General features: G+C 67.6%; 27 protein-coding genes. 9 read left to right on the plus strand and 18 right to left on the minus strand.

What is annotated here, in order from left to right; genetic code table 11:
* Positions 1–145: 145 nt before the first annotated feature.
* The 4 genes from HWX31_RS02950 to HWX31_RS02965 form a co-directional block, all read right to left on the minus strand.
* Complete coding sequence (locus HWX31_RS02950; RefSeq protein WP_174962252.1) at positions 146–724, minus strand: acetate uptake transporter; 579 nt, start codon at positions 722–724, stop codon at positions 146–148.
* Positions 725–943: 219 nt separating this feature from the next.
* Complete coding sequence (locus HWX31_RS02955; RefSeq protein ID WP_174962255.1) at positions 944–2,491, minus strand: efflux transporter outer membrane subunit; 1,548 nt, start codon at positions 2,489–2,491, stop codon at positions 944–946.
* The gene (locus HWX31_RS02960; protein ID WP_174962257.1) at positions 2,488–3,666 is read right to left on the minus strand and encodes an efflux RND transporter periplasmic adaptor subunit; all 1,179 of its coding nucleotides are present in this window, start codon (positions 3,664–3,666) and stop codon (positions 2,488–2,490) included. Before HWX31_RS02960 ends, HWX31_RS02955 begins: the two co-directional genes overlap by 4 nt.
* Before the next feature lie 18 nt (positions 3,667–3,684).
* Positions 3,685–6,831 (minus strand): efflux RND transporter permease subunit, encoded by a 3,147-nt coding sequence (locus tag HWX31_RS02965; protein WP_174962259.1) that lies wholly within the window; start codon positions 6,829–6,831, stop codon positions 3,685–3,687.
* A 103-nt stretch (positions 6,832–6,934) separates the two neighbouring features.
* Between HWX31_RS02965 and HWX31_RS02970 the strand changes: the two genes are divergently transcribed.
* Positions 6,935–7,585: a TetR/AcrR family transcriptional regulator gene (locus tag HWX31_RS02970; protein ID WP_244143631.1), complete on the plus strand. Its 651-nt coding sequence runs from the start codon at positions 6,935–6,937 to the stop codon at positions 7,583–7,585.
* A gap of 28 nt (positions 7,586–7,613) precedes the next feature.
* Here HWX31_RS02970 and HWX31_RS02975 read toward each other — a convergent pair whose 3' ends face one another.
* Positions 7,614–8,102 carry a hypothetical protein gene (locus HWX31_RS02975; RefSeq protein ID WP_042588291.1) on the minus strand — a complete coding sequence of 163 codons (489 nt, stop codon included), beginning with the start codon at positions 8,100–8,102 and terminating at the stop codon, positions 7,614–7,616.
* Between the two features lie 244 nt (positions 8,103–8,346).
* On the opposite strand from HWX31_RS02975, the gene HWX31_RS02980 reads away from it, so the two are divergent.
* Both HWX31_RS02980 and HWX31_RS02985 read left to right on the plus strand, forming a co-directional pair.
* On the plus strand, positions 8,347–9,243 hold the full coding sequence (locus HWX31_RS02980; RefSeq protein ID WP_174962261.1) for a patatin-like phospholipase family protein: 897 nt from the start codon (positions 8,347–8,349) through the stop codon (positions 9,241–9,243).
* Positions 9,244–9,418: 175 nt separating this feature from the next.
* Positions 9,419–10,114: a LuxR C-terminal-related transcriptional regulator gene (locus tag HWX31_RS02985; RefSeq protein ID WP_174962263.1), complete on the plus strand. Its 696-nt coding sequence runs from the start codon at positions 9,419–9,421 to the stop codon at positions 10,112–10,114.
* 33 nt (positions 10,115–10,147) lie between these two features.
* Here the strand turns inward: HWX31_RS02985 and HWX31_RS02990 are convergent, their stop codons facing one another.
* The 3 genes from HWX31_RS02990 to HWX31_RS03000 form a co-directional block, all read right to left on the minus strand.
* Positions 10,148–11,701: a methyl-accepting chemotaxis protein gene (locus HWX31_RS02990; RefSeq protein ID WP_174962265.1), complete on the minus strand. Its 1,554-nt coding sequence runs from the start codon at positions 11,699–11,701 to the stop codon at positions 10,148–10,150.
* Positions 11,702–11,947: 246 nt separating this feature from the next.
* The gene (locus tag HWX31_RS02995) at positions 11,948–12,097 is read right to left on the minus strand and encodes a hypothetical protein (protein WP_010089444.1); all 150 of its coding nucleotides are present in this window, start codon (positions 12,095–12,097) and stop codon (positions 11,948–11,950) included.
* A gap of 92 nt (positions 12,098–12,189) precedes the next feature.
* A complete protein-coding gene (locus HWX31_RS03000) occupies positions 12,190–12,792 on the minus strand; it encodes a nucleotidyltransferase family protein (RefSeq protein ID WP_174962267.1) in 603 nt (200 codons plus the stop codon).
* Positions 12,793–13,101: 309 nt separating this feature from the next.
* On the opposite strand from HWX31_RS03000, the gene HWX31_RS03005 reads away from it, so the two are divergent.
* From HWX31_RS03005 to HWX31_RS03015, 3 genes are all read left to right on the plus strand, one after another.
* On the plus strand, positions 13,102–13,524 hold the full coding sequence (locus HWX31_RS03005; protein ID WP_059612719.1) for an ACT domain-containing protein: 423 nt from the start codon (positions 13,102–13,104) through the stop codon (positions 13,522–13,524).
* A gap of 126 nt (positions 13,525–13,650) precedes the next feature.
* A complete protein-coding gene (locus tag HWX31_RS03010; RefSeq protein ID WP_244143632.1) occupies positions 13,651–14,295 on the plus strand; it encodes a TetR/AcrR family transcriptional regulator in 645 nt (214 codons plus the stop codon).
* Positions 14,296–14,394: 99 nt separating this feature from the next.
* Complete coding sequence (locus tag HWX31_RS03015) at positions 14,395–15,165, plus strand: MBL fold metallo-hydrolase (protein ID WP_174962269.1); 771 nt, start codon at positions 14,395–14,397, stop codon at positions 15,163–15,165.
* Positions 15,166–15,232: 67 nt separating this feature from the next.
* Here HWX31_RS03015 and HWX31_RS03020 read toward each other — a convergent pair whose 3' ends face one another.
* From HWX31_RS03020 to HWX31_RS03040, 5 genes are all read right to left on the minus strand, one after another.
* A complete protein-coding gene (locus HWX31_RS03020; RefSeq protein ID WP_174962272.1) occupies positions 15,233–15,628 on the minus strand; it encodes a type II toxin-antitoxin system VapC family toxin in 396 nt (131 codons plus the stop codon).
* On the minus strand, positions 15,625–15,864 hold the full coding sequence (locus HWX31_RS03025) for a type II toxin-antitoxin system Phd/YefM family antitoxin (RefSeq protein WP_011659184.1): 240 nt from the start codon (positions 15,862–15,864) through the stop codon (positions 15,625–15,627). Before HWX31_RS03025 ends, HWX31_RS03020 begins: the two co-directional genes overlap by 4 nt.
* Before the next feature lie 126 nt (positions 15,865–15,990).
* Entirely contained in the window at positions 15,991–16,674 is a 684-nt protein-coding gene (locus tag HWX31_RS03030; RefSeq protein ID WP_095400975.1) for a Fe2+-dependent dioxygenase, read from the minus strand.
* Positions 16,671–17,426 carry a tetratricopeptide repeat protein gene (locus HWX31_RS03035; RefSeq protein WP_174962274.1) on the minus strand — a complete coding sequence of 252 codons (756 nt, stop codon included), beginning with the start codon at positions 17,424–17,426 and terminating at the stop codon, positions 16,671–16,673. The genes HWX31_RS03030 and HWX31_RS03035 overlap by 4 nt, the downstream gene beginning before the upstream one ends.
* A 3-nt stretch (positions 17,427–17,429) precedes the next feature.
* The gene (locus HWX31_RS03040; protein WP_174962276.1) at positions 17,430–19,667 is read right to left on the minus strand and encodes a TonB-dependent receptor; all 2,238 of its coding nucleotides are present in this window, start codon (positions 19,665–19,667) and stop codon (positions 17,430–17,432) included.
* A gap of 309 nt (positions 19,668–19,976) precedes the next feature.
* Here HWX31_RS03040 and HWX31_RS03045 point away from each other — a divergent pair, with 309 nt between their 5' ends.
* Both HWX31_RS03045 and HWX31_RS03050 read left to right on the plus strand, forming a co-directional pair.
* On the plus strand, positions 19,977–20,216 hold the full coding sequence (locus HWX31_RS03045; protein ID WP_042588282.1) for a FitA-like ribbon-helix-helix domain-containing protein: 240 nt from the start codon (positions 19,977–19,979) through the stop codon (positions 20,214–20,216).
* Positions 20,213–20,632 carry a type II toxin-antitoxin system VapC family toxin gene (locus HWX31_RS03050; protein ID WP_174962278.1) on the plus strand — a complete coding sequence of 140 codons (420 nt, stop codon included), beginning with the start codon at positions 20,213–20,215 and terminating at the stop codon, positions 20,630–20,632. The genes HWX31_RS03045 and HWX31_RS03050 overlap by 4 nt, the downstream gene beginning before the upstream one ends.
* Before the next feature lie 9 nt (positions 20,633–20,641).
* On the opposite strand, the gene HWX31_RS03055 is transcribed toward HWX31_RS03050, so the two are convergent.
* Both HWX31_RS03055 and HWX31_RS03060 read right to left on the minus strand, forming a co-directional pair.
* Positions 20,642–20,959: a 7(1) septoil knot domain-containing protein gene (locus HWX31_RS03055; protein WP_174962280.1), complete on the minus strand. Its 318-nt coding sequence runs from the start codon at positions 20,957–20,959 to the stop codon at positions 20,642–20,644.
* A 134-nt stretch (positions 20,960–21,093) separates the two neighbouring features.
* Positions 21,094–22,389, minus strand: coding sequence for an aspartate carbamoyltransferase (locus HWX31_RS03060; RefSeq protein WP_010089460.1), 1,296 nt, complete (start codon positions 22,387–22,389; stop codon positions 21,094–21,096).
* Between the two features lie 231 nt (positions 22,390–22,620).
* On the opposite strand from HWX31_RS03060, the gene HWX31_RS03065 reads away from it, so the two are divergent.
* A complete protein-coding gene (locus HWX31_RS03065; protein WP_174962282.1) occupies positions 22,621–22,755 on the plus strand; it encodes an entericidin A/B family lipoprotein in 135 nt (44 codons plus the stop codon).
* A gap of 102 nt (positions 22,756–22,857) precedes the next feature.
* Here HWX31_RS03065 and HWX31_RS03070 read toward each other — a convergent pair whose 3' ends face one another.
* The 3 genes from HWX31_RS03070 to HWX31_RS03080 form a co-directional block, all read right to left on the minus strand.
* The gene (locus HWX31_RS03070) at positions 22,858–23,430 is read right to left on the minus strand and encodes a permease (RefSeq protein ID WP_174962410.1); all 573 of its coding nucleotides are present in this window, start codon (positions 23,428–23,430) and stop codon (positions 22,858–22,860) included.
* Positions 23,431–23,619: 189 nt separating this feature from the next.
* On the minus strand, positions 23,620–24,561 hold the full coding sequence (locus tag HWX31_RS03075) for a DMT family transporter (protein ID WP_174962284.1): 942 nt from the start codon (positions 24,559–24,561) through the stop codon (positions 23,620–23,622).
* Between the two features lie 91 nt (positions 24,562–24,652).
* Positions 24,653–25,453: an AraC family transcriptional regulator gene (locus HWX31_RS03080; protein ID WP_174962285.1), complete on the minus strand. Its 801-nt coding sequence runs from the start codon at positions 25,451–25,453 to the stop codon at positions 24,653–24,655.
* Between the last annotated feature and the right edge of the window lie 159 nt (positions 25,454–25,612).

Here is a 25,612-nt window from a genome sequence, read left to right on the forward strand (position 1 = left end):
CGTCATGGGTCCGTCTTTCACGGGTCGAGGCACCAGGTGCGATGGTGTGCGTATGCGATATGACGAATTCCGGTTCGGGGGGCGATGCGATGGCCGGCGGCGCCGGCCGGCGCGTCCGATGCGCGCCCGCCGGCCCGCCGGTGGGTCACGCCGCTCGCGGATGGCCTTGCGACCAGTCGTGCGTCGGCAGCACGGTATGGCCGAAGGCTTCGTTGATGATCATGGCCGCCGATGCGTAGAACGCCAGCAGCGCGGTCACGAGGCCCGTGTAGCCGCCGATCTGCGTGGCCAGGCTCGACCCGGTCCACGCGCCGATCGCCAGCATCAGGAACGTGATCCACAACGACAGGAACACCAGTTGCACGGACGTGCTCGTGTGCAGCGAGCCGATCCACATGTAGAACGTGAAGACGCCCCACGCCATCAGGTACCAGCCGACGAACGATTCCGGAACCTTCGTGCCCAGGAATGCGACGAACAGCGCGAAGGACCACCAGAAGGCGCCATAGCTGAGGAACGCCACCGTGCCCAGCGTGTTGCCGCGCGGGAATTCGAGCACGCCCGCGATCATTTGCGCGGTGCCGCCGAACGCGAACGCGACCGCCAGCACGAGGCCCAGCGCGTCCGCGCTGTACCAGCCGGCGTTCACCATGCTGAGCATCCAGGTCGTGAGTGCGAACCCGGCCAGTCCGAGCGGCGCCGGGTTGGAAAGCTTGCTGTTCATAAAACCGCCTCCGTGGTGGTTTGCCCTCGAAACGGTTCCGGAGACGATACGAATTCCTCGGTCGCCGCCGAACGCGACCGTGCGGTGCTCGCTATCGATGGCTGCTGGCTCGGAAAATGCGATTGATCCCTTTCGTGGCGCAGCCTCACGCCAGCCTGCGCGGCCCAACTTAAGTGTAGGCGGCATGGCGCAAAGCGGAGCCGGATGGCATCGAATTCGCTAGCGGGCGACGGCGTTGCCGCCGTCTTCCCGCACGTCGGTGCGGTTCCACCATCCGCCGCCGAGCGCCTGAAACAGCGCGACGACGTCCGAGTAGCGCGCGACCCGCGCCTGGATCTCGCCGAGGCGGGCCTGCTGGTAGGTCCGTTGCGCATCGAGCAGCGCAAGATGGTTGATCTCGCCGATGCGGAACCGGCGTTGCGACGCGGCGAGGCTGTCCGCGGCGGCGCGTTCGGCGGCCGCCTGCGCGTCGACGGCGTTCGCGTCCGATTGCAGCGCCCGCAGCGCATCCGCGACGTTCTGGAACGCGGTGACGACCGTGACGCGATACTGCGCCGCCGCCGCATCGTAAGCGGCGATCGCCGCGCGCCGGCGATGCAGCAGCGTGCCGCCTTCGAAGAGCGGCTGCAGCAGCCCGGCGCCGATGTTCCAGACGGCCGTTCCCGGTCCGAACAGCGTCTGCGCGGTCTCGCTGCCGTAGGCGGCGCTGAGCGTCAGTTGCGGCAGCAGGTTGGCGGTGGCGACGCCGATTTCGGCGCTCGCGGCATGCAGCAGCGCTTCCGACGCGCGAATGTCGGGACGCTGCGCGACCAGTTGCGACGGCAGGCTGACGGGCAGCGTGACGGGCAACTGCAACGATTCGAGCTCGAACGTTTCCGTCGGCGCGTCGTTCGGGAAGCGGCCGAGATAGGCGGCGAGCTGGTTGCGCGTCTGCGCGAGCTGTTTCTGCAGCGGCGGCAGCGCGGCGCGCGCCTGGGCCAGCGCGGCGGCCTGCGCCAGCACCGCGGGATTGGCCGCGGCGCCGATCGCGAATTCGCGCTTCAGCCCGGCGAGCTGCTGCGTCTCGATTTCGACGATCTCGTGCGTCGCGGCGACCTGCGCGCGCAGCGACGCGTCCTGCAGCGCGGCCAGCACGACGTTCGAGATCAGCGTCAGGTAGCTGGCCTCGAGTTCGAACCGCTGGAATTCGGCCTGCGCGGCCAGCGCTTCGACCTGCCTGCGCGTGCCGCCCCACACGTCGAGCAGATAGGTGACGTTCACCGACGCGCTCTTGAGCGTGAAGGGCGGGATCGCGCTGCCGCTGCCGATCGACGCGGGCGCCTTTTTTTCGCGTGTGACCGACGCGCCGGCGCTGATTGTCGGAAAGAGGGCGCCTTCGCCCGCGACGCGCGTTTCGTTCGCCTCGCGCAGCGCCGCTTGCGCGGCTTGCAGGCTCGGGTTGGCCGCCAGCGCGCGCTCGATGATCGCGTTGAGCGGGGGTGAGCGGAACAGCGTCCACCAGTCGCCGGGAAGATCGAGCCCCTGCACGAAATGCTGCGCTTCGCCGCCGTGGATATCGGACGCGACGGTCTGCGCCGGCAGCGGCTCGCGCGCATAGCCGCCGGCCTGGGGCGGCGCCGGCCGCACGAAGTCGGGCCCGACCGTGCAGCCGGCGAGCCATGCCGCCGCGAGCACGGCGCAGGCGAGGCCGCGGCCGGGAACGGCAACGCCGGGTTCGAAGCCGGGTTCGAACCCGACTACACGCGGGCGGGCGCGATGGGCGATCATGGCGCGCGGCTCCCGGTGGGCGCGGCGGGCGTTTTGGTGGGCGGCGTGCCGGCCGGCATCGGCCGCACCAGCGTGCCAGGGCCGAGCTTCAGCAGATTGCCGACGACGACCGTCTCCCCGTCGGCCACGCCCTGGCGTACCGCGACGAGCGGCGGGTAGTCGGCGCCGAGCGTGACGTAGCGCTGTTCGACCCGGTTGCCGGGGCCGACGACGTACACGTACTGGCCGAGCTGGTTCGAGCCGACGGCGACTTGCGGCACCAGCAGGGTGGCGGGCTGGTCGGCGACGTGCAGGCGCACGTGGATGAACTGCCCCGGCAGCAGCGTATGGCCGGGGTTGTCGATCGTCGCGCGCGCGGTGATCGTGCCGGTGCCGCGCACGATGCTGTTGTCGAGCAGGGTCAGCCTGCCGTGGTATTGCGGCGCGCTCGCGTGGCCGACGGCGACCTCCGCCGGAATCGCGCCCTGTGACTGGCGCGCCTGGATCGCGGGCAGGTCGGTGTCCGGCGGATTGAAGGTCGCGTAGATCGGGTCGAGCTGCACGAGGGTATTCAGCTGCGTGCCCGCCGTGCTGATCAGCGCGCCCTCGTGGACGAGGCTCAGGCCGAGACGGCCGGCGAACGGCGCGCGGATTTCGGTGAACAGCAGATTGAGGCGCGCCGCTTCGATCTGCGCGCGGTCCGCCGCGACGGCCGCGCGGTTCTGGCGCTCGGTGCTCGCCGATTGCTGCAGCGTGTCGGTCGACACGTCGCCGCTCCGGTTCAGGATGGCATTGCGGTGATGGCTCGCACTCGCGTAGTCGAGCGCGGCCGCGTCCTTGGCCGCCTGCGCGGTGGCCGCGTCGAGCGTCGCCTGATAGGTGCGCGGGTCGATCCGGTACAGCAGCGCGTTGGCGGCCACGTCGGCGCCGTCCGGCGCGGCCTGCTTCAGCAGGTAGCCGGTGACTTGCGCCTGGAGCGTGACGGCGCGAATCGCGTCGGTCGTGCCGACATAGTCGAGATAGACGGGCACCGTCCGCGCGACGACCCGCGTCACGGGCACCTCGATCGCGGCGGCGGGCGGGGCCGGCGGCGGATCGACGGCGGCGCGCCGTGCGCCGCGCGGGACCAGCAGCGCCACGCCCAGCGCGACGGCAATCGCGGCGGCGGCAACCAGCGCGAATCGGTGGGTTTTCATCATCGCCTCGCGCGCCGGTCATGCCGCGGGCGGCGGGCCGTGCGGCCCGTGCGCGCGTGCGAGCTTCCCGCGCATCGTTTCGCGCAGCCGCTCGATCACCGCGTAGAAGATCGGCACGAAGCCGAGCGACAGCAGCGTCGCCGCGAGCATGCCGCCGACTACCGTGGTGCCGATCGATTGCCGGCTCGCGGCGCCGGCGCCCGTGGCGACCATCAGCGGGAGCGCGCCGAAGATGAACGCGAACGCCGTCATCAGGATCGGCCGCAGCCGCAGGCGCGCCGCCTCGGTCACCGCGTCGACGATGTCGAGGCCGGCCTCGCGGCGCCGCTTCGCGAACTCGACGATCAGGATCGCGTTCTTCGCCGCGAGCCCGATCAGCAGCACGAAGCCGATCTGCGCGTAGATGTCGACCTGCATGCGGCGCAGCCACAGCAGCCCCAGCGCGCCGAACAACGCGAGCGGCACCGTGAGGATGATCGTGAACGGCAGCGACCAGCTTTCGTACTGCGCCGCGAGGAACAGGAACACGAACACGATCGCGAGCGCGAACACGATGCCGGCGACCGAGCCGGCCTGCAGCTCCTGATAGGTGATGCCGGTCCAGTCGTAGCCGAAATCCGCGGGCAGCACGCGGGCGGCGCGCTGCATCGCGGCGATCGCCTGGCCCGAGCTGTAGCCGGGCGCCGCGCTGCCGGTGATCTCGGCCGCGCCGTACACGTCGTAGCGCGGCACCGTCTCGGGGCCGACCATCGGCCGCAGCTGCCCGAGGGTCGCGAGCGGCACCATGCCGCCCGCGGCATTGCGCACATAGAGGCGCGACAGGTCGTCCTTGCTGCCGCGCGCGCGGCTGTCCGCCTGCACGACGACCTGGAAATTGCGGCCGAACAGCGTGACGTTGTTGACGAACAGCGAGCCGAGATAGATCTGCATCGTGTGGAACACGTCGTCGACGTTCAGGCCCAGCAGCTTCGCCTTGTCGCGATCGAGCCGGAAATCGAACTGCGGCGTCGACGTGTTGAAGCTGGTCAGCAGCGTGCGCGCGTCGAGCTCGGGCTGCCGGCGCGCCTCCGCGAGAAACGCGTGGGTCGCCTCGTCGAGCGCGACGCTGCCGCGGCCCGCCAGGTCCTCGATCTCGAAATCGAAACCGCCGAAGGTGCCGAGCCCGGAAATCGCCGGCGGATTCAGCGCGAGCGACAGCGCTTCGGGAATCTGCGCGAGCCTCGGCTGCACCTGAGCGATCAGGCGGGCGACGCTCTGTTGCTCGCCGCGCTCGTCCCACGGCTTCAGGATCACGAACTGGGCGGCGCTGTTCGGCGCGGTCGCGCGCGTCACGAAATTGAGGCCGCTGATCGACAGCACGTTGGCGACGCCCGGCGTCGCGCGCAGCAGCGCGCGGGTTTTCTCGATCACGGCTTCGGTGCGTTGCAGCGACGCGCCGTTCGGCAACTGCGTGATCACGTAGAAATAGCCCGGGTCCTCGACCGGCAGGAACGCGTGCGGAATCGTCGCATTCAGCAGCCAGGTGACGGCGAGGCCGCCCGCGAACAGCGCCAGCGCGAGCCAGCGCGCGCCGATCAGCCGGCGCACCGAACCGGCGTAGCGCTGCCGCGCCCAGTCGAAGCCGCGATTGAACGCGCGGAACAGCACGAACCGCCGTGCTTGCCCGTGGCGCAGCAGCACCGCGCACAGGGCCGGGCTGAGCGTCAGCGAATTGAAGGCCGACAGCATCACGGAGATCGCGATCGTCAGCGCGAACTGGTTGTAGAGGCGGCCCGTGATGCCCGGCAGGAACGCGATCGGCACGAACACCGCGCCGAGCACCGCCGAGGTCGCGACGATCGGCCCCGTCACTTCGCGCATCGCCTGCTTGGTGGCCGCCATCGGCGCCAGCCCGCTCTGGAGCTGGCGCTCGACGTTCTCGACCACGACGATCGCGTCGTCCACGACGAGGCCGATCGCGAGCACCATGCCGAGCAGGCTGACCGTGTTCAGCGAGAAGCGCAGCACCAGCATGATTGCGAGGGTGCCGACGAGCGCCACCGGAATCGCGATCATCGGAATCACCGTCGTGCGCCAGCTCTGCAGGAACAGGTACACGACGCCGAGCACGAGCAGCAGCGCGAAGCCGAGCGTCTTCGCCACTTCGGTCATCGACGCGGAGACGAACATCGTGGTGTCGTAGGTGATGCCCCACGCCATGCCCTTCGGGAAGCGCCGCGCGAGCGATTGCATCGTCGCCTTCACGCGCTGGTCGAGATCCAGCGCATTCGCGCTCGGCAGCTGGAACACGGCGATCAGCACCGCCGGGTTTTCGTTGACGGACGCGCTCGACGTGTATTGCTGCGCGCCGAGGTCGGTGCGCGCGACGTCGCGCAGGTGTACGGCGGCGGCGTTCGCGGTGCCGGCGCGCAGCACGATGCCGCCGAATTGCCGCGCGTCGGCGAGCTGGCCCTGCGTGTTGACCTGATACTGGAACGGCGTGCCGGGCGGCGCCGGCGCTTCGCCGAACTTGCCGGCCGCGACCTGCACGTTCTGGTCGAGGATCGCGTTCTGAACGTCGGTGGCGGTCATGCCGAGCGCGGCGAGCTTGTCCGGGTCGAGCCAGATGCGCATCGAATAGCGGCGCTCGCCGAAGATCGTGACGTCGCTGACGCCGGGCTGGCGCTTGAGCGCATCGACGACCTGCAGATACGCGAAGTTGCTGAGCGTGACCGGATCGATCGAATGATCGGGCGAATAGAGGTTCACGGCCAGCACGAAGTTCGGGTTCTGCTTCTGGATCGTGATGCCGGTCTGCGTGACGATGCCGGGCAGTTGCGCGGTCGCCTGCGACACGCGGTTCTGCACGTCGACCGCGCCGATGTTGATGTCGTAGCCGACGTCGAACGTGACCGTGATCGTCGAGCTGCCGTCGTTCGCGCTGACCGACGAGAGGTAGCTCATGCCTTCGACGCCGTTGATCTGCGCTTCCAGCGGCGTGGTCACGGTGTCCGCGACGACCTGCGCGCTGGCGCCCGTGTAAGTCGACTTGACGAGCACCTGGGGCGGCGTGATCTGCGGAAAGCGCTCGACCGGAAGGTTGAACCAGGCAATGAGACCCGCGAGCACCATGACGATGGCGATCGATGACGCGAAGACCGGACGCTCAATGAAGAAGTCGACCATTGACCCCGCCCCCGTGGGTCGGGTAGGTTTGCCGTGCGTGGAACAGGAAACGCAACGGTATAGTTTCCGCCGCGCATCCCGAATGTCAATAGGATCGATCGGAATGCGAACAGTCCGGGTTCCCGGGACGAGATCCGGCGGCCGCCCGACACGGCAGGAGGCGGCGGACCGCCTGCAACGCCTGCTCGACGTCGCCCGGCGGCAATTCCTGAGCGCGGGCTATCGCGAGACGAGCATGGAAAGCCTCGCGCGCGAGGCGGGCGTCGCGAAGAAAACCCTCTATAGCCGATTCGGCAGCAAGGCCGGCCTGTTCGCGACGATCCTCGACGCGCTGCGGCGCAAATGGGTCGAGGAATTGCGCGGCCTCGTGGTCGAATCGGATCGTCCCGAAACGGTGCTCGAGACGGTCGCGCTGCACCTCCTCGAGGTCGGCACGCGGCCCGACATGATCGAGCTGTACCGCCTGCTGCTGCTCGACGCGCATCGGGTTCCCGGGCTGATCCGCGGGTACTACGACGAGCAGGGCGGCCTGAGCGGGATGGAGCCGCTCGCCGATTACCTGCGTGCGGCGGTCGACGCGGGCGAACTGGCGCTCGACGACGTGCCCGTCGCGACCGAGCAGTTCGTCTATCTGGTGCTCGGCGGCATCCGTACCCGCATGCTGCTCGGGGCCGCCCGGCGCCCCAATGCGGCGGCGCGCGCCCGTCTTGCGCGGCAGGCGGTGCGGATTTTCCTGGGCGGGTGCGCCAGGTAGCCGGGCCGGCAGCGAAGCGCGCGGCCGCTCAGGCGGGCCGCCCGAACCCCGATTCGACCCAGCGCTCGGCGCTCGCCTTGTTGAGCTTGAACGCCGCCGACACCTTCGCTTCGCCGAGCAGCTCGCCGAAGCGGTCGAGCGCCTTGAGTTCCGCATAGGGCTCGAACTCGTCCGGCACGATATCGAGCGTCACCGACACTTCGTCCTCGCCGGCCCAGACCGTCACTTCCTTGTGCAGCATCGCGCGCCGCTGCTGCTCGTGGCGCATCAGCACTTCGGTCGCCGTCTTGACCAGCGTCCGGAACGCGTTCGCGTCCATCGGCTTCGGGTTCTTCTTGTCGCGCCCCATCGTCCAGGGCCCGACCAGCGCCGGCTCGGCTTCCCCGTCCTTGACCATCTCGACGGCCCAGCCGTCGTCGTCTTCGTTCTTGATGATGCGGGCCGTCCAGCCGCTGTCGCGCCAGAGGGTGTCTTCGTGGATCGTGGTGTCGTCGGCGTGGAGGTCGGAATCGGTCATGAATCGGTCGGAGAAAACAGGCGAGGGCGCATGCGGCACGTGAACGGCGCGTCGCCCGGAGTGGCATTCGCAGACCGCAATTTTACCCGCAGCGCCGCCCGCCGTATCTCGTCAGCCTTCACGTTGGCCGAACGGCTGACCGCGCACCCCGCCCGGCAGGGTTTTCAGCAACACCCGATGGCGCCGGGCCGGTCCATCATCATGCATGACAGACTAGGCGCTCCGCGCCGCACGGAGTCCGATCGTGCCGCCCGATTCCATCCCGTCAACCGCGTTCGTCTTCGCCGGCGGCGGCAGCCTCGGCGCGATCGAAGTCGGCATGCTCCGCGAGCTGATCGCGAGCGGCGAACGGCCCGATTGCGTGATCGGCGCGTCGGCGGGCGCGATCAACGCCGCGTATTTCGCGGGCCGTCCGGACGCGCAAGGCGTCGCGATGCTCGCCGCGCTCTGGTGCAAGATCCGGCGGCAGGACATCATGCCGCTGTCGATGCGCGACCTGCTCGCGATGATCCTGCGCAGCCGGCCCCATCTCGTCGAAGCCGGCGCGTTCCGCCTGCTGCTGGAAACGCACCTGCCGTACCGCCGGATCGAGCAGGCCGCGCTGCCGCTGCACATCGTCGCGACCGACGTGCTGAACGGCACCGAAGTCGTGCTGTCCGCCGGGCCGGTCGTGGACGCCGTGCAGGCCAGCGCGGCGATTCCCGGCGTGTTTCCGCCGGTGCGGATCGGCGGGGTGGAACTCGTCGACGGCGGCGTCGCCAACAACACGCCGATCTCGGTGGCGGTCGCGCTCGGCGTCGAGCGGATCATCGTGCTGCCGGCCGGGTTCGCGTGCGCGCTGCACGCGCCGCCGCGCAGTGCGATCGCCCACGCGACGCATGCGCTGACGCTCGTGATCGCCCGGCAGCTGGTGCGCGATCTGGAGCAGTACGCGACCCGCGCGCGGATCCACGTCGTGCCGCCGCTGTGCCCGCTCGAAGTGTCGTCCTACGATTACACGCAGTGCGCGCAGCTGATCGACCAGGCCGCGCACCGCACGCGTCAATGGATCGACGGTGGCGGACTGTCGGACCGCACGATCCCGGGCGCGCTGCGCGAACACCACCACACACCCGCGGCGTTACGCGCCAGTCAAATATAAAACTCGTACCACCGCTCGGCGGTGCATTTAAGTTCCTGTCCGATATCTCCCGAGCCGCCGGATTCATAAAATGGCAATCGGGCTATAAGTAGCCTGATCGGGATAGCTGAACCGGACTGGCGGGGGGCGGCGCCGATGCAACTGGCCGAATCCGCCGGAACCGAGGGAAACGCGTATGGGGAAATTCAATGTCCGTATCGTCTTCGCCTATGACTGGCCGCTGACGCTGGCCGGCATGGAACACATTGCGAGCAGCGCCTGCGCGATCGATCTGGTCGGCGTCTACCAGCGCGCCAGCGACATGGTCGCATCGATCGGCGACGTAGTCTGCGACATTGCGCTCATCGATTATGCGATGCGCAGCGACGGGCAGATGGAGATGCTGAAGCTGCTCGACTTCGTGCGGGCCGCGCGCCCGCATGTCGGCATTGTCGTGCTGGTCACGCACGAGAGCCCGGTGATCATCCGCTCGATCCTCGCGCGGGGCGCGCTGAGCGTCGTCAGCAAGCTCGACGACGTCGGCCACATCGTGACCGCGATCCATTCGAGCTACGGCGGCGGCAGCTATCTGTCGCCGACGGTCAAGCGCACGCTCGCTTCGGCCGACGACGACGACGGCGACGGTGCGCCGAAGCTGTCGCAGCGCGAGATCGAAGTGATCCGTCTTTACCTGTCGGGCGTGTCGATCAAGGGGATCGCCGAGCGGTTGAACAAGGGCAAGCAGACGGTCAGCGCGCAGAAGATCAGCGCGATGAAAAAGCTCGGCGCGAAAAACGACATCGAGCTGGTCCGGCGCGCGGCGACGCTCGGCCTGCGCCACGATGCGAACGCGAACGCAAATGCGAGCGCAAGCATTGCGGCGCCGGCGTGAGCTCCGGACCGGAGCGGGGCGGCGTGAACCGCGTCAGGCCGGCAATGCGAAGCGCGTGACCGCATCCCGCAGCGCTTCGGCCTGATCGCGCAGCGAATGCGCGGCGGCCGCCGCCTGTTCGACGAGCGCCGCGTTCTGCTGCGTCACCTGGTCCATCTCGCCGACCGCGCGATTGACCTGTTCGATCCCGGCGCTCTGTTCGCGCGACGCGTGGCTGATCTCGTCGAGGATCTCGTTTACGCGCCGCACCGACTGCACGATCTCGCCCATCGTTTCGCCCGCCTGCGTGACGAGCGCCGCGCCGTGGTCGACGGTTTCGTTCGACGACACGATCAGCGACTTGATCTCCTTCGCCGCGGTGGCCGAGCGTTGCGCGAGCGAGCGCACTTCGGCCGCGACGACCGCGAAGCCGCGGCCCTGTTCGCCCGCGCGCGCGGCTTCGACGGCCGCGTTCAGCGCGAGGATGTTGGTCTGGAACGCGATGCCGTCGATCACGCCGATGATGTCGCCGATCTTGTGCGAGCGGTCGGTGATCTCCGCCATCGTGCGCACGACGTCGTCGACGACTTCGCTGCCGCGCGTCGCGACCTGCGCGGCCTGGTCGGCGAGCGTGGCGGCCTGCGCGGCGCTGTCCGCGTTCTGCTTCACGTTCGCGGTCATCTGGTCCATGCTCGATGCGGTCTGCACGAGCGCGGCCGCCTGTTCCTCGGTGCGCTGCGACAGGTCGGTGTTGCCGGCCGCGATTTCGCCCGCGCCGACGTTGATGTTCTCGGTGCCCATGCGCACGCGCGACACCATGTCGATCAGCCCGCCCTGCATCGTGTGCAGCGCGAGCAGCAGGCTGCCGCGATCGTTCGGCCGCAGGTCGACGCGCGCGGTCAGGTCGCCCTGCGCGATGCGCTGCGCGGCCTCCAGCGCGTCCTCGAGCGCGCCGCCGAGATTCGCGCGCACGCTCTTCAGCACGAGCACCATCACGAACGTGGCGATCGAGCCGAGCACGGTGGTCATCGCGAGCCAGCGGCCGACGCTCGCGAGCACCGCCGTGCGCACGTCGTTCATGTACATGCCGGTCACGAGATACCAGTCCCACGGCGCGAAGTGCTGCACGACGCTCGTCTTGTCCTGCGGCTTGTCCGCGCCCGGCTTCGGCCACTTGTATTCGACGAAGCCCTTGCCGCCGCTCTGGTCCGCGGCCTTCACGATGTCGACGAACAGGTGCCGCCCGTTCGGATCGGTGAAGCCGGACATGTCCTTGCCGTTGATCTCGGGCTTGATCGGATGCATCACGATCACCGCCTTCGAGTCGTTGATCGAGATGTAGCCGTCGGCACCGTAGCGCAGCGCGGCGATCGCTTCCAGCGCCTTCTGCTTCGCATCGGCTTCCGGCATCGCGTTCTGCTGCGACAGCTTGTAGAAGTGATCGGCGACGCTCGCGGCCTGCGACACCAGCGTCGAGAGCTGGTCGCGGCGGTCTTCGATCATCGATGCGCGCGTCTGCCATGCCCCGAGCCCTGCGATCACAAGCAGGCCGAGCCAAAGGATGACGATCATCGAAGCGAGTTTCTGGTTCAGGGAGAGATTGCGCATGGTCGGTTCGGTCGGTCGATCGGAGAAACGTGCCGTTCGTGGCGTAACGGGATAACTTCTTGTCGGCGCAGATGGCCGGCGACCGTAGGCGGGAAATCCCTAGGAGACGAGGTCGATCAAGGTTTGCAGTCGAACGTGGCGTCGGCGGGGAGGGGGGAGGTAGCTGTGAATCACCCGCGCGCTGCCGCGCACCAAGCCGGTGCGTTCTGCGATGCGTGCGGGAATGGACGGCGTCTGAACCGACGCCTAGACCGGGTCCTTGCTCGGCGGCCCCTCCGGCTGCTGCGGATTGTCCGGATGATGTCCGGGCGACGGCGGCACGAGCGGATCGCCTTCCGGATCGCGCGTCGGGTCTGCCGGGGGCTCGGGCAGCGGAGTCGTGTGGTCGTCGGTCATGGAGCGCTCGCGAGTCGTGACGGCCGCCGCGCGGTGCGCCGGCGCCTCGTCTCCTTTATAGGCAATCGGGCACGCGTTTGCACCCGGATTCGTCAGCGGTCGCCGCGTCCGTGCGCGAGGTCCGCGGGCGTGTCGACGTCGCGCAGGATGGCCGGATCGTCGACGTCGAGCAGCGTGACCCGCTCGCGCGCGAACAGCGCGCGGGCGCCGGCGTCGCCGTCGAGTGCGGCGAGCGCGTCGAAGTGGCGCGCCGCGAACCCGACCGGATGGCCGCGCATGCCGCGGTGGACGGGCGCGACGATCGACGTGTCGCCGGCGTCGAGTGTGCGGGTGACGAGTTCGTAGGTGGCCGGCGCGATCCACGGCATGTCGCCGAGCGCGACGAGCCAGCCGCTCGCATCGGCGCTCGCGCACACGCCGGCGGCGAGGCTCGCGCCCATGCCGCGCACCGCGTCGGGCGCGAACACGACCCGGCAGCCGGCTTCGTTCAGCAGAAAGGCGAGTTTATCGGCGCCGGGGCGCACGACCGCGACGACGTCGGCGGTGGCCGTCGCGAGCCGGCGGGCGGCCGCGACCGCGACCGGCGTGCCGTCGGGAAGCAGGGCGAGCAGCTTGCTGCGCAGGCCGCTGGGATCGAAGCGCTGACCGAGACCGGCGGCCAGGAGAACGCCGGTGGCGAGCGATGCGTAGGACATCGGCGATGCGGGGACGAGAAGCAGGTGCTCGGATTGTGCGGGAGCGGGCGACGATGGGCAAGTGCGGATTCGCCCGCGGGTGCGCGTGCCCCAGCGGCACGGTGCACCGTTTTCGTGCAGGGAGATCGCGTCAAACGGTCCATTCCTGAAGACGTTCCGGCCTTCCCATGTAACGGGTGGTCGAACCCGGATGTCCGGCACGGTGCCATTCACGACGGCAGGTCCGATCGATACGCTGCTCGCCTTGCCCGAGTGCTCTCTGTGAAGTAGATTTTTTTTATCCACGTGCATCAGGCAGGAGGGACTGCCATGGAACTGAGCGTAGAACGTGTCGATGTCTGGGCCGCCACCATCGAAGACAAGCCGGGCGGCCTCGCGAACGTATTGGGCGCGCTGAGGGACGCCGGCGCGGACTTGCAGTTCATCGTCGCGCGCCGCACGTCGGAGGCGGCCGGCAAGGGCGTCGTGTTTGTCGCACCGCTGCTGGGAGATGCGGTGATCCGCGCGGCCACGCAGGTGGGGTTCAACGTCACCCCGAGCCTTCACTCCGTCCGCGTCATGGGGCTGGATCAAATGGGGGTCATCGCGCAATTGACCCAGCTGCTCGCTGACGGGGGCATCAATCTCCGCGGCGTATCGGCTGCCGTGCTGGGCACCCAGTTCATCGCGTACATCGCGGTCGACTCGCTGGGCGATGCCGAAAAGGCGATCGATATCCTGCAGCGGGCCTGAGGGGTTTGCGCCGGATGGTTGGGGAGCACCGGCATCATGATTCGACCGTGCTTTGTCGAACGCGCACCCGCGGCGCGATGATGCCGCCCAATCGACCCCTTGGCGCCCGATCCGGACGAAGCCCGGTTGACGTTCCGTACCGATCGTTTCATAATCGCCGCCACGTGTAATACGGCCAAGTGGAGGGCGATGATGGCGCGGCCGCGGGAATTCGATGCCGCAGAGGTTTTGCGCAAGGCGATGGAAGTCTTCTGGCGCAACGGATACGAAGGCACTTCCGTTGTCGACCTGGTGGACGCGACGGGGCTGGGCAAGAGCAGCCTTTACGGTGCATTCGGCGGAAAACGAGAGCTCTTTCTCGCGGCGTTCGACGCGTACCGGAGCGATCGCGCGCACGACATGCACCAGATCCTTGACCACGGGCCGGCTCGCGACGCGATCGAGACATTTTTCCGCATGATCGTCAGGGACGCTCACGCGCCGAAGTTCTCGAACGGATGCATGAGCATCAATCAGGCGGTTGAAATGGCGCCACACGACCCGGAGGTGCGAGAGCGGGTGCAGGGCGACTTTCAATATATCGAGGACGCCCTGACGCGGGCGATCGAGCGCGGTCAGGGGGATGGCTCGGTGAGCTGCACTCGACCTGCGCGAGACGTGGCGAGGCTCCTGGTTGTCGCGTTCCCGGGGCTTCAGGTGATGGTTCGAGCCGGTTACGGCAACGAGCGACTCGATGACGCGTTGCGACTGCTTTTCCTGAATCTCGATTGAAGACGCTTGAAGACGTGTCTGCATTCAGCAGGCGCTCTTTTTTTACTCGATTCTGTAACGAACGGTACTGAATAATCCCCGCATAGAAGGAGTGTCCCCATGAAGGTCCAGCAAATCCGCAATGCAACCGTCATCATCGAAATCGCCGGCACGCGGTTTCTCGTCGATCCCGTGCTTGCGTCGAAGGGCGCCTATCCCGGATTCGAAGGCACGGCGAACAGCCACCTGAAATGGCCGACCGTCGAGCTGCCTCTTCCGGTCGAGCAGATCCTCGATGTGACCGCCGTCATCGTGACCCACACCCATCTCGATCACTGGGACGATGCAGCCCGATCCCTGATTCCGAAAAGCCTGCCGGTCTTCGTCCAGCATGAACAGGATGCCGCGATCGTGAAGGAGGCGGGATTCACGGATGTGCGCGTGCTCACGGACAACACGTCATTCAACGGGCTGACGCTCATCAAGACGCCCGGTCAGCACGGGTCGGACGACGTCATGCACGCCATTGGCGATCTGATGGGGCAGGTGAGCGGCGTCGTGTTCAAGCACGCCGCGGAAAAGACGCTGTACCTTGCCGGCGATACGGTCTGGAACAGGTTCGTGGAGGACAGTCTGCAATCCCATCGGCCGGATGCCGTCATCCTGAATTGCGGCGATGCGCAGGTTCCCGGGCTGGGTCCGATCATCATGGGTAAGGAGGATGTTCACAAGGTCTATCAGGCCGCGCCCCAAGCCACGCTGGTTGCGACCCATATGGAGGCGGTCAACCATGCAATGCTGACCAGGAGGGAACTGCGTGAATTCTCGGCAGAAAACAGGATGACGGACCGGCTGCTCATTCCTGAGGATGGCGAAGTATGCGTTCTGTGAAGAATCGGCAATATGCGAGCTTCCGGCGGAGGATGTGTCGCACTTTGGCCTGCGGGCCGCGTGCGGATTACCAGAGCGTCTTGACGTGAGCGTATGCGCGGATTTTTTCGTCGCGGGTGACGAGCGGTGCGCCGAGCCGCCGTGCGGTTGCGACGATCATGCGGTCCGCCGGATCCTTGTGGAATGTGCCGGGCAGGGCGGTGGACTTCGCGGCGATGTCGGCGTCGACGGGCACGAAGCGCATGCCGTCGATTTGCGCGACCGTTGCGAGCCATGCATCGACATCCATGGTCAGCGCGAGGCGGTCGTTGCGCACCAGCATCGCGATTTCCCATGCGGAGATCGCGGACGCGGCGAGCGTGCCTTCGCTCCGCGCGCGATCGATCGCGCTTCGCGCCTTCTTGCTGAGCAAAGGGTCGCCCGCCACCCACCACACCAATGCATGCGTATCCAGCACGATCACCGCGACGCCTCCCAATCATCTTCCGCAATCGGATCGAGAGGATTGTCGTAGCGCATGACCGAGCCGCGCAATATGTCCAACGGCTGAGCCTCGCGTGCGTGGTACGGCCGGATCTCGAGCGTCGGCTTGCCGTGATCGGTGACGATCAAGCTTTCACCCGACGCCTCGACGAGCCGGAAGTATTCGAGTGCGCGAGCCTTGAATTCGGATTTCGAAACGGGAGCATGCGGCATCATGATATGAGCGTGGTCATGTGACGATGGTCATTTTAGGCCGGGCTACGAATCGGTGCAAGCAACGGGATCTGGGCTTCTTGTTCGGGGCAGGGCAGCTTGTTTTTGGGGGGAAGGCCCGGATGCGCATCACGCGTCCGCCCACTTCCTCAACAGGTTGTGATAAACCCCCGTCAATGAAATGACCATCGGATCCTTCGCGCCCTTCTCGGCGGAAAGTGCCTGAATCTGCGTATCGAGCTGAAACAGCAGCGTGCGATCGGCATCGTCGCGCACCATGCTCTGGATCCAGAAGAACGACGCCACCCGCGCGCCGCGCGTGACCGGCGTCACCTGGTGCAGGCTCGACGCCGGATACAGCACGAGATCGCCGGCCGGCAGCTTCGCACGATGCACGCCGAACGTGTCTTCGACGCACAGCTCGCCGCCGTCGTACGCATCGGGCTCCTCGAGAAACAGCGTCGCCGACAGGTCGCTGCGCACCCGGAAATCCGTGCCGCGCAGCAGGCGGATCGCGTTGTCGACGTGCGTGCCGAACGCCTCGCCGCCCTCATAGCGGTTGAACAGCGGCGGAAACACCTTGAGCGGCAGCGCCGCTGAAAAGAACAGCGCATTGCGCGCCAGCGCATCCTGGATCGCGTCGCCCACCGCGCGCGCCGCAGGCGAGCCTTCAGGCAGCTGCCGGTTGCGTTTCGCGAGCGCGGACTGCGCGCCCGAGGTCGCGTTGCCGTCGGTCCATTCGGCCTGGTCGAGCGCCTCGCGGCATTGCGCGACCTGCGCCTTGGTCAGCACCCCGGGAACATGCAGCATCATGATACGAACTCCTGATCGTCCGGCAGCAGCCGTGCGGCCGCCTGCCGGAACGCGTCGAACGGCGACGCGGCGAGATACGCGCGCATCTTCGCGACGAACGCCGGCGTCGCGGTGGCCGGCACGCGCGCGAGCCACGCGAGCGCGTCGTCGAGGCGGCCGCGCTCGGCGAGCAGCCGCGCATAGTTGAACTGGCCGCGGAAATCGCCGGCAACGGCGGCGCGGCGGTAGTGGTCGAACGCGAGATCGGCGTCGGCGGCCACGACCCAGCCGTCCTCGTAGAACCCGCCGATCAGGTTGATCGACTTCGCATGACCGAGCGCGGCCGCGCGCCGGAACCAGTCGAGCGCATCGGCGCGGTTCTCGTCGACGCCGTTGCCGAGCGCGAGCGCGGTCGCGTAGTTGTACATGCCCCAGTCGAGCCCCGCCTGCGCGGCGAGCCGGTACCAGTACACGGCGACCGGCGCGCACGCGGCGGTGCCCCAGCCGAACTCGTAGCAGCGGCCGAGCATGTTCATCGCCATCGGATGATTCGCGTGCGCGGCATGCCGGAACCACGTGAGCGCGGCCGCCGGGTCGCGCGACACGCCGTGGCCGTCGAGCAGGTACTGCCCGTAGACGGCCTGCGCATCGACGATGCCGTGGCCGGCCGCCGCCGCGACCCACGCGGCGGCGCGCTCGGGCGGCCCGGCCAGGATTTCGGCGAACTCGCGCGGCGACACCGACGCGAGCGCCTTCAGCGACACGGCCTCCATCGATCAGTAGCGCGCGTTCAGCGTGACGAACGCCGAGCGGCCCGGCGCGATCGACGCATAGTGCGCCGGATAGGCCTGATCGAAGTACGTGCGGTTGAACAGGTTGTTCACGTTCAGCTGCAGGTCGAGCTTCTTGTTGATCCGGTACTGCGCCATCGCGTCGAAGCGCCAGTACGACGGCACCGCGCGCTGGTTCGCCGGATCGCCGAACACTTCGGACATGTAGAACGCGCCGCCGCCGACCGTGAATTTCGGCGTCACGTCGTAGTTCGACCACATCGTGAGGCTGTGCTTCGGCGTGTTCGGGAAGCGGTTGCCGTTGTTCGCGGTGTCCTTGCCGTTGTCGCGCAGCGCGCTCTTCATGTACGTGTAGCCGCCGAACACCTGCCACTGCTTCGTGATCTGGCCCGCGACGCCGAGCTCGAGGCCCTGCACGCGCTTGTTGCCGACCATCGCATACTGGTTGTTCGGCAGCGTGACGCGCGCGTTCGTCGTGTCGATCTGGAACAGCGCGGCGGTGAGCGACAGCTTGTCGTTCAGCACGTTCCATTTCGTGCCGAGCTCGATGCTGCGGTTCTTCTCGGGGGAAAGCTGGTCGGCGTTCGGGCCGACGCCGCCGCGGCCCGGCGTCAGCGACTGCGTTTCGCTGCCTTCGCCGAGCAGCATGCCGGCCGGCGTCGACGACGTCGCGTACGACGCGTAGATGCTGCCGTTCTGCGCGGGCTTGAACACGAGGCCGAGCTGCCAGTTGAGCAGCGTGTCGTCGCGTGTGTAGGTCTTGCCGCCCTTGGCGGCGGTGTCGGTGAAGCGCGTCGAGTAGTCGTCGAGTCGCAGCCCCGCGTTCATCTGCCAGCGCGGCGTCAGCTCGATCGTATCGAAGCCGTAGATCGACTTCGTCACGGTGCGCGCATGCGCGTAGTCGTTGTCGCGCGTGATCGACCCGGCCCACGGGTCGTTCGGGTTCGGCGCCCACAGGCTCGTGCAGTTGTAGCCCGACGCCGCGCCGATGCCCTGCTGGCAGATCTTGCCGGTGCCTGTCGCGACGGTGTACGAGTCGCGCTTGCCCCATTCGCGCGTCAGCTCGATGCCGGTCGTGAAGCTGTGCTTGAACGGGCCGGTGCGGAATTCGCCGAACAGCTCGGTCAGGTTCGCGATGCTGTTGATCGAGCTGTTGCGGTTGTTGTTGCGGCGCCAGACCTTGCCGTTGATCACGTTGCCCGCGCTGTCGTCCGGCTGCGTCCAGATGTAGTCCTGCGTGGACTCGGTGTAGCGCGTGGTGTTGCGGATCGTCAGCGACGACGTGATGTCGTGCTCGATCTTCAGCGTGCTGATGTCCGACGTCGTCTTGCGGAAATCGCGGTCGCGCAGCCCGTAGAAGTTGTGGCGGTCGACGTTCGCCGGGCCGTCGGTGACGCCCTTCGGGATGTTGAAACCGTAGACGTACGGAATGCCGCTGTCGGGCAGGTCGTCGGTGGACAGGTGGTAGTAGCTCGCGGTCACGCGGGTCGACGTGCCGAGGCCGAACGCGATCGACGGCGCGACGCCCCAGCGCTCGTTGTTGACCGCGTCGCGGCCCGCGACGTCGTTGTTGTGGCTCATCAGGTTCAGACGGAACGCCGCGTGATCCGCGAACTGCCAGTTGCCGTCGGCCGTGAAGCGGCGGTAGCGGTCGGTGCCGAAGCCCGCGCTGGCCGCCGCCGTCGTGCCGAGGTGCGGCGCCTTCGTGATCAGGTTGATGCTGCCGCCCGCGCCGCCGCGCCCGCCGTATGCACCGTCCGAGCCCTTGGTGATCTCGACGCGCTCGGTGTTGAAGATCTCGCGGGTAGTCGCGCCCGTGTCGCGCATGCCGTCGGCGAACATGCTGCCCTGCGTGTCGTAGCCGCGCAGGAACGGCCGGTCGCCGAGCGGGTTGCCGCCTTCGCCCGCGCCGAACGTGATGCCGGGCACGGTGCGCAGCGCCTCGGTCAGCGTGGTCGCGCCGCTGTTCCGGATCAGTTCCTGCGGAATCACGGTGACGGACTTCGGCGTGTCGACGAGCGGCGCGGTGAATTTCGCGGAAGCGGAGAAGTCGGCCTTGTAGCTGTGCTCGGCCTTGCCCTTGATCTCGATCGGCGCGAGATGGCCGTCGTTGTTCGCGGGAGCAGGCGGCGGCGCGCCGTCGGCGAACGCGGGGCCTGCCGCGAGCATGCCGCACAGGGTGGTGAATTTTCCGAGCTTCAGCTCGTCAGGGCGGGACTTCATCAATGCAAGGACCTCGACTGGTGTGGCCCCGGAAGCGACCGCTGCGCAAGCGTGAACGCCGCCGGGAATTATTACGATTTGTTTTCAGGCGGCATTCTATGTAATTTTTTATTGAATGAGAAGCGTTCTTGTTTGTGTTTGTGCAGGGAGTGTTGACAAATGTTGCGAGGGGTGGGCACGGGGCGGCTGTCCAAATGGCTAGCTGGGAAGCGGCGTGCGGCGGCGGTAGATTCTTCTTGTCGTGGCGCTTCTTTGGTGACAGCAAAATGCTAGGATGACTGCATTGAAGTCAATTTTTGGAAATGCATCATGCCCGTGATAACCGTTCGGAATTTGCCTGACGAAGTCCATCGCGCCCTTCGGGTTCGCGCGGCGCAGCATGGACGCAGCACCGAAGCGGAGGTGCGTGACATCCTCGAGAAAGCGGTTCAGCCGGAAGGGCGCGTCAAATTGGGAACGTTGCTGGCGGAAATCGGGCGGGAAATCGGGGGTGTCGATCTCGACATTCAGCGCGACAAAACTCCAACCGAGCCGATGAACTTCGAATGATTCTCGTCGATACCAACGTCTTGTCCGAGCCGCTGCGGCCTGCGCCGAATGCGTCAGTGCTGGAGTGGCTCGATGCGCAGAATGTCGAAACGTTGTTTCTCGCGGCGATCAGTCTGGCCGAGCTGAGATCCGGCGTCGCGGCCATGCCGGAAGGCAAGCGGCGAGACTGGCTGCATCGAAGCATCGAACAACGCGTGGTGCCGGCGTTTCGAGGCCGGATCCTGCCGTTCGACGCGGCTGCGAGCGAAGCCTATGCCGGGCTTCGCGCGCGCGCGCGGGCGGCCGGCAGCGTGATCGCGCCGGCCGACGGCTATATCGCCGCGACTGCCGAAGCAAATGGACTGATCGTGGCGACGCGCGACGTCGCGCCGTTTGAAGCGGCCGGCCTGCGGGTGATCGATCCGTGGGCGGTGTAGTTGGGTGCGCTACCTCACGCCAGGATAGCTGTCGACAAACTCTACTTTCAGATCCGGATAGTGATCGACGAGTTGAACCTTGAAATCGGGGTGCGTGTCGACGATCTGCCATTTGCCGCAACTGGTCGGATATGAGTCGACTCGCTTGACCTTCAGGTCGGGATAGCTGCGGACCGCCTGCACTTTCAGGTCGGCGGACGAGGCCACGATCTTGACCTTGCCTTGCAGGCGAATGCCCTTGTACGTGCAGCTCGAATCAAGCTTGCCCGCGCTGGCCAGGCACGGGGCCACCAGCAGCGCGAGCGTCATCGCGGTTTTGAGTTTCATGTGGATGGAATCGGAAAGGTGGAGCGGCACGCGCCGCAAGCGATACGTAAGTTGCGCCGGGCATTTTGCCTGATGATTCGAATGGCTGCCGGCGATTGGGTCAATCGCGTGCGTCGCCGTGCCGCTCGCTCCACTCAATCGATCCCGTGAAACACCGCATCCTCCGGCCCGAGGTACGCGGGCGGGCGCCACGTCGCGTCGCGCATCGAATGCTGGACGAGGTTTTCCACGCCGAGCAGCACCGCGAAGATCGCCATCCGCACCGGAATCCCGTTGTCCGTCTGCCGGAAGATCGCGAGCCGCGGGTCGCGGTTCAGGTCGACCGACAGGTCGTTCGCGCCGGGCCGGCTGTCGCGCGGCAGCGGGTGCATGATCAGCGTGTCGGGTCCGCAGACGGCGTCGACGAGCGCCTGGTTGATCTGGAAATCCGGCGTATAGCCCTCGAACGATTCGTCGGTGAAGCGCTCCTTCTGGATCCGCGTCGCATAGACGACGTCCGCGCCCTTCAGCCCCGCCGCGAGGTCGTGCGTCTGCTCGATCACGTGGCCGTTCTTCGAGATCTGGTCGACGATGTACGCGGGCATTTCGAGCGTCGGCGGCGACACGAGCGTGAACTTGAGCCCGCGGTACAGCGCGAGCAGCTTGACGAGCGAATGCACGGTGCGGCCGTACTTGAGGTCGCCGACGAGCGCGACGTGCGCGCCGTCGACGATCTTGCCGAGCCGTGAGAATTCACGCTGGATCGTATACAGGTCGAGCAGCGCCTGGCTCGGATGCTCGCCGGGGCCGTCGCCGCCGTTGATCACCGGCAGGTTGGTCGCACGCGCGAATTCGGCGACCGAGCCCTTTTCCGGATGGCGGATCACCAGCGCGTCGACGTAGCCGGCCATCACGCGGCTCGTGTCATAGATCGATTCGCCTTTCGCCATCGACGAGAACGTGAAGCCGGTCGTGTCGCATACCGAGCCGCCGAGCCGGCAGAACGCCGCGCCGAACGACACGCGGGTGCGCGTGCTCGCCTCGAAGAACAGGTTGCCGAGCACCGCGCCCTCGAGCACGCGCGAAATCTTGCGGCGGCGCGCGATCGGCTGCATCACGTCGGCAACGCGGAACAGCGCCTCGACCGAATCCCGCGTGAACTGGTCGACCGACAGCAGCTGCGGCTTGCCCTCGAACAGGAACTGCTTCGCCAGCCCGTGATTATCTACGCTTTGCGTATGGCTGCCGTTTTCCGGTGCGGCGCGGCCGACGATCTCCGACACGAAGCGCTCGACGATTTCCGGCATCCCGCGCGACTCCTGCGAATCGTCGGGCAACAGCCACGTATCAAGCGCACGGCGGCTGACGCCGATGCGGTTCGCGAACGCTTCGCGGGTCATGTTGAGGCGGCGCATCGCGTCGCGGAGGAAGGCTTGCTGGGGAACGGTCATCGGCGGCACCTCTCGGGAAAATATACGCGGTGCGTATATTAGTTCGGCGCCGGCTGAAGTCAAGGAAAACTTGCGTGAGGGTGCGCAAAGCTCGGGGGCGGGCTCGCTGGCGTGCGTCGGCGGGCCTCGTATAATCAGGTCAGGCCCCGTGTCCCGCACGTCGCGGGACGCCGTGCCGCACACGATTTACGCTTCGCCCGCTCGGGCTTTTCGACTCGAAGGAGATTGAGAATGACGCGTACGATTGCTGCAATGCTGCTGGTGGTGACCGCCGCGCTCGCCGGTTGCAACACGATTGCCGGTATGGGTCAGGATATTTCGAAGGGCGGGCAGGCGATCAGCGATACCGCGGAAAAGGCGAAGTAAGCCGCGAACCGCGTCGAGAAATGACGAGCGCCGTGCCGCTCCCGCGATAGCGGGGCGGCACGGCGCTTTTTGCTTGCGTCGGGGCGGGCGGAGACGACTGCGTCAGGCGTGCTCGACGAACGCGTAGCGGTTGTCCACCTTGCGCGGGCGGAACCACACGTAATCGGGAAACAGGCGGTTGCGGACGAAATAGACGTAAGCCACGAGCGCGATCGAGATCGCCAGGCCGGCCAACGCAGGGCCGGGGGTGATGCCTAGGCGCCCGATCTGTTTGGGCATCTGCACGATCAGCAGCAAGATGTACGCGTGATAGGCGCCGACCCGGTGCGTTGCGAATCCCCAGATGAACAGCAGGGAGATCGGCACCGTGATAGCGAGGAACAGCCCGATCACCGCCCATTCGCTCGCGGTCACCGGGCCGATCGTGGCGGCGTCGGTCGCGAGCGTGACGGCAAGCCACAGGCTGAACAGCAGTTGCAGGATGCCGAGCCCGACCAGGATGCAGACATGCAGCTTGTTGCGCCGGCAGCGTTCCGGGTCAGGGCGGGATGCGATCAGGTTCGCCAGCACGCGATCCTTGACGCCTTGTCCGGAGAGGGAGGCAAACACGTCGCTCTTCGTCGAGCCCGCCGACAGCATGGCCGCGATTTTCGTCCTGGCTTCTTTCCTGTTCATGGTTTCCGTTTTGTTTTTCGATGTGCGCGGAGACGCGAATATTGCATCTTGCGCGATGACGCGCAACGGTTTTTGCGCCGGGCGGACACATTCCTGCAGGGCATGTGTGAGCGTGTCGTGCCGCTTGGCGAGCGGCATGCGAACGAACGGGCGCACCGGTTTTTTATGCGAGGGGCCGCGCGACGCAGGTCATGCGGACGACCGGATCGAGCGCCGCGTGCCCGACGTCGCCGCCCGCCGCCGCATCGCGCCGACCAGCACGCCCGCAACGACCAGCGCGATGCCGGCAAGCCGCGCGGCGTTCAGCGTCTCCCCGAACAACGTCACGGCGAACAGCACGGCCGATACGGGCGCGAAGGCGGTGAACAGCGCCGCTTCGGTGCCGCTCGTGCGTGCCGAGCCCGCGTACCAGCACAGGTAGCCGAGCACGGTCGGCACCAGCGCGTAATAGACGACTGAGACGACTGCGACGACTGCCGCGTTCGCGCCCGAGGTCCAGCCGGCCGTGGCCGCGTGCCATTCGAATGCCGCCGGCACGAGCGCGAGCGCGAAGCCGAGCCCGGACATCGCCGTCGACAGCGTCAGCGGCGCGAGCGGAACTGCGAGCCGCCGGTTGAGCAGGATGAACACGGCTTCGCATGCGACGGCCGCCAGCACCAGCGCGTCGCCGGCCAGCGCCCGCATCGACGGCGCCGCGTGGCCGGGCGTGAACGTGACGAGCAGCACGCCGGCCGTTGCCAGCGCGGCGGCGGCCCAGTCGCGCGGCGTCTGCCGCTCGCGGAGCAGGACGGCCGCGATCAGCGTCGACATCGCCGGCAGCGTGCCGAGCATCACGCCCGCGTCGAGCGGCGACGACAGCCGCGTGCCGCAGATCAGCAGCACCGTATAGCCGACGCCGCCTGCCGCTGCCTGCACGACGAGCAGCCCCGCGTCGCGCCGCGACAGGCGCGGCCAGCGCAATCGTTGCGCGCGCATCAACGCGAACAGCAGCGGCGTCGCGATCAGGAAGCGCAGCGCGGTCGCGGTGAACGGCGGCAATCCGCCTGCGGCGAGGCGGCTCGCGATGACGGTGCTGCCGACGCCCGTCATAGCGGCGGCGAGATAGAGATAGCCGATCAGTCGTGTCTTCATGCGCCGCATCGTCGCGTGACGGGGCGGCGCGCGTCTTGAACGAAATTGCAGCGTGCCGGCGCGCGGCTCGCCGCGCCACGCGCTGCGTCGCCTATCGCATTGCCTGCGCGAACTGTCCGGGCGTGATCCCGAACTGGCGCGCAAACGCGCGCGTCAGGTGGCTCTGGTCGGCGAATCCCGCTTCGGCCGCCGCGTCGGCGATCGGGTGGCCGCGCGCGAGCAACGCGCGGGCGAGGCGTGCACGCGACTGGATCAGGTACGCGTGCGGCGTAATGCCGAGTTCGCGCGCGAAGCCGCGCAGCAGCTGGAAGCGGCTGACGCCGCCCAATCCCGCCAGTTCCGCGAGCGACACCGGCGCGGCGGGCGCCGCATCGAGCCGTTCCCGCGCGGCGCGAATCGCGGGCGTGGCGCCGGGCGCGGGCAGCGCGCGATTCGCGTGCCGCGCGAGCAGCCCCGCGACGAGCATCACGAGCGCTTCGTCGCAGGCGAGCGACGTGCCGTCTTCGTCGCCGACGATGCGCGCGTAGAGCCGGCTCACGGCGGCGGCCAGCCGCGCGTCGCGCACCGCCGGATGCGCGAGTTCCACTTCGCCGAGCCCTTCTTCGGCCGCGACGCGCGCGATGAGTTCAGGCGCGAGGTACAGCATCCGCCAGCTTCGGCGTGCGTCGCCGCCGAGCGGCGCGCCGTCGTGCATCTCGCCCGGGTTGACCATGATCGCGTCGCCGGCTTGCGCGTCGACCTGCCCGCGGCCGCTCCACGACCGGTGCGCGCCGCTGACGATCACGCCGACGCCGAATTCGTCGTGCGCGTGACGCGGGAACGCGCGGTCGGAATCGAGGCTGATCGCCTCGACGCCTTCACAGGTGCGGCGGTAATGCGTGACACGATGCATGTGTGCTCCTCGCGCGCCGGCCCGGCGCGGATCAGACGCACTTTAGCGCGTTCGGGCGGCGCGCGCAGTTCATCCGTTCGGCCGATACCGCACGTCGCGCACAGCAAGCACCATGTCGGACGAGCAGCGTACACGGCCCGCCGGGCCTGATGCTGCACG

Source organism: Burkholderia ubonensis (assembly GCF_902833085.1).
Classification (GTDB): domain Bacteria; phylum Pseudomonadota; class Gammaproteobacteria; order Burkholderiales; family Burkholderiaceae; genus Burkholderia; species Burkholderia ubonensis.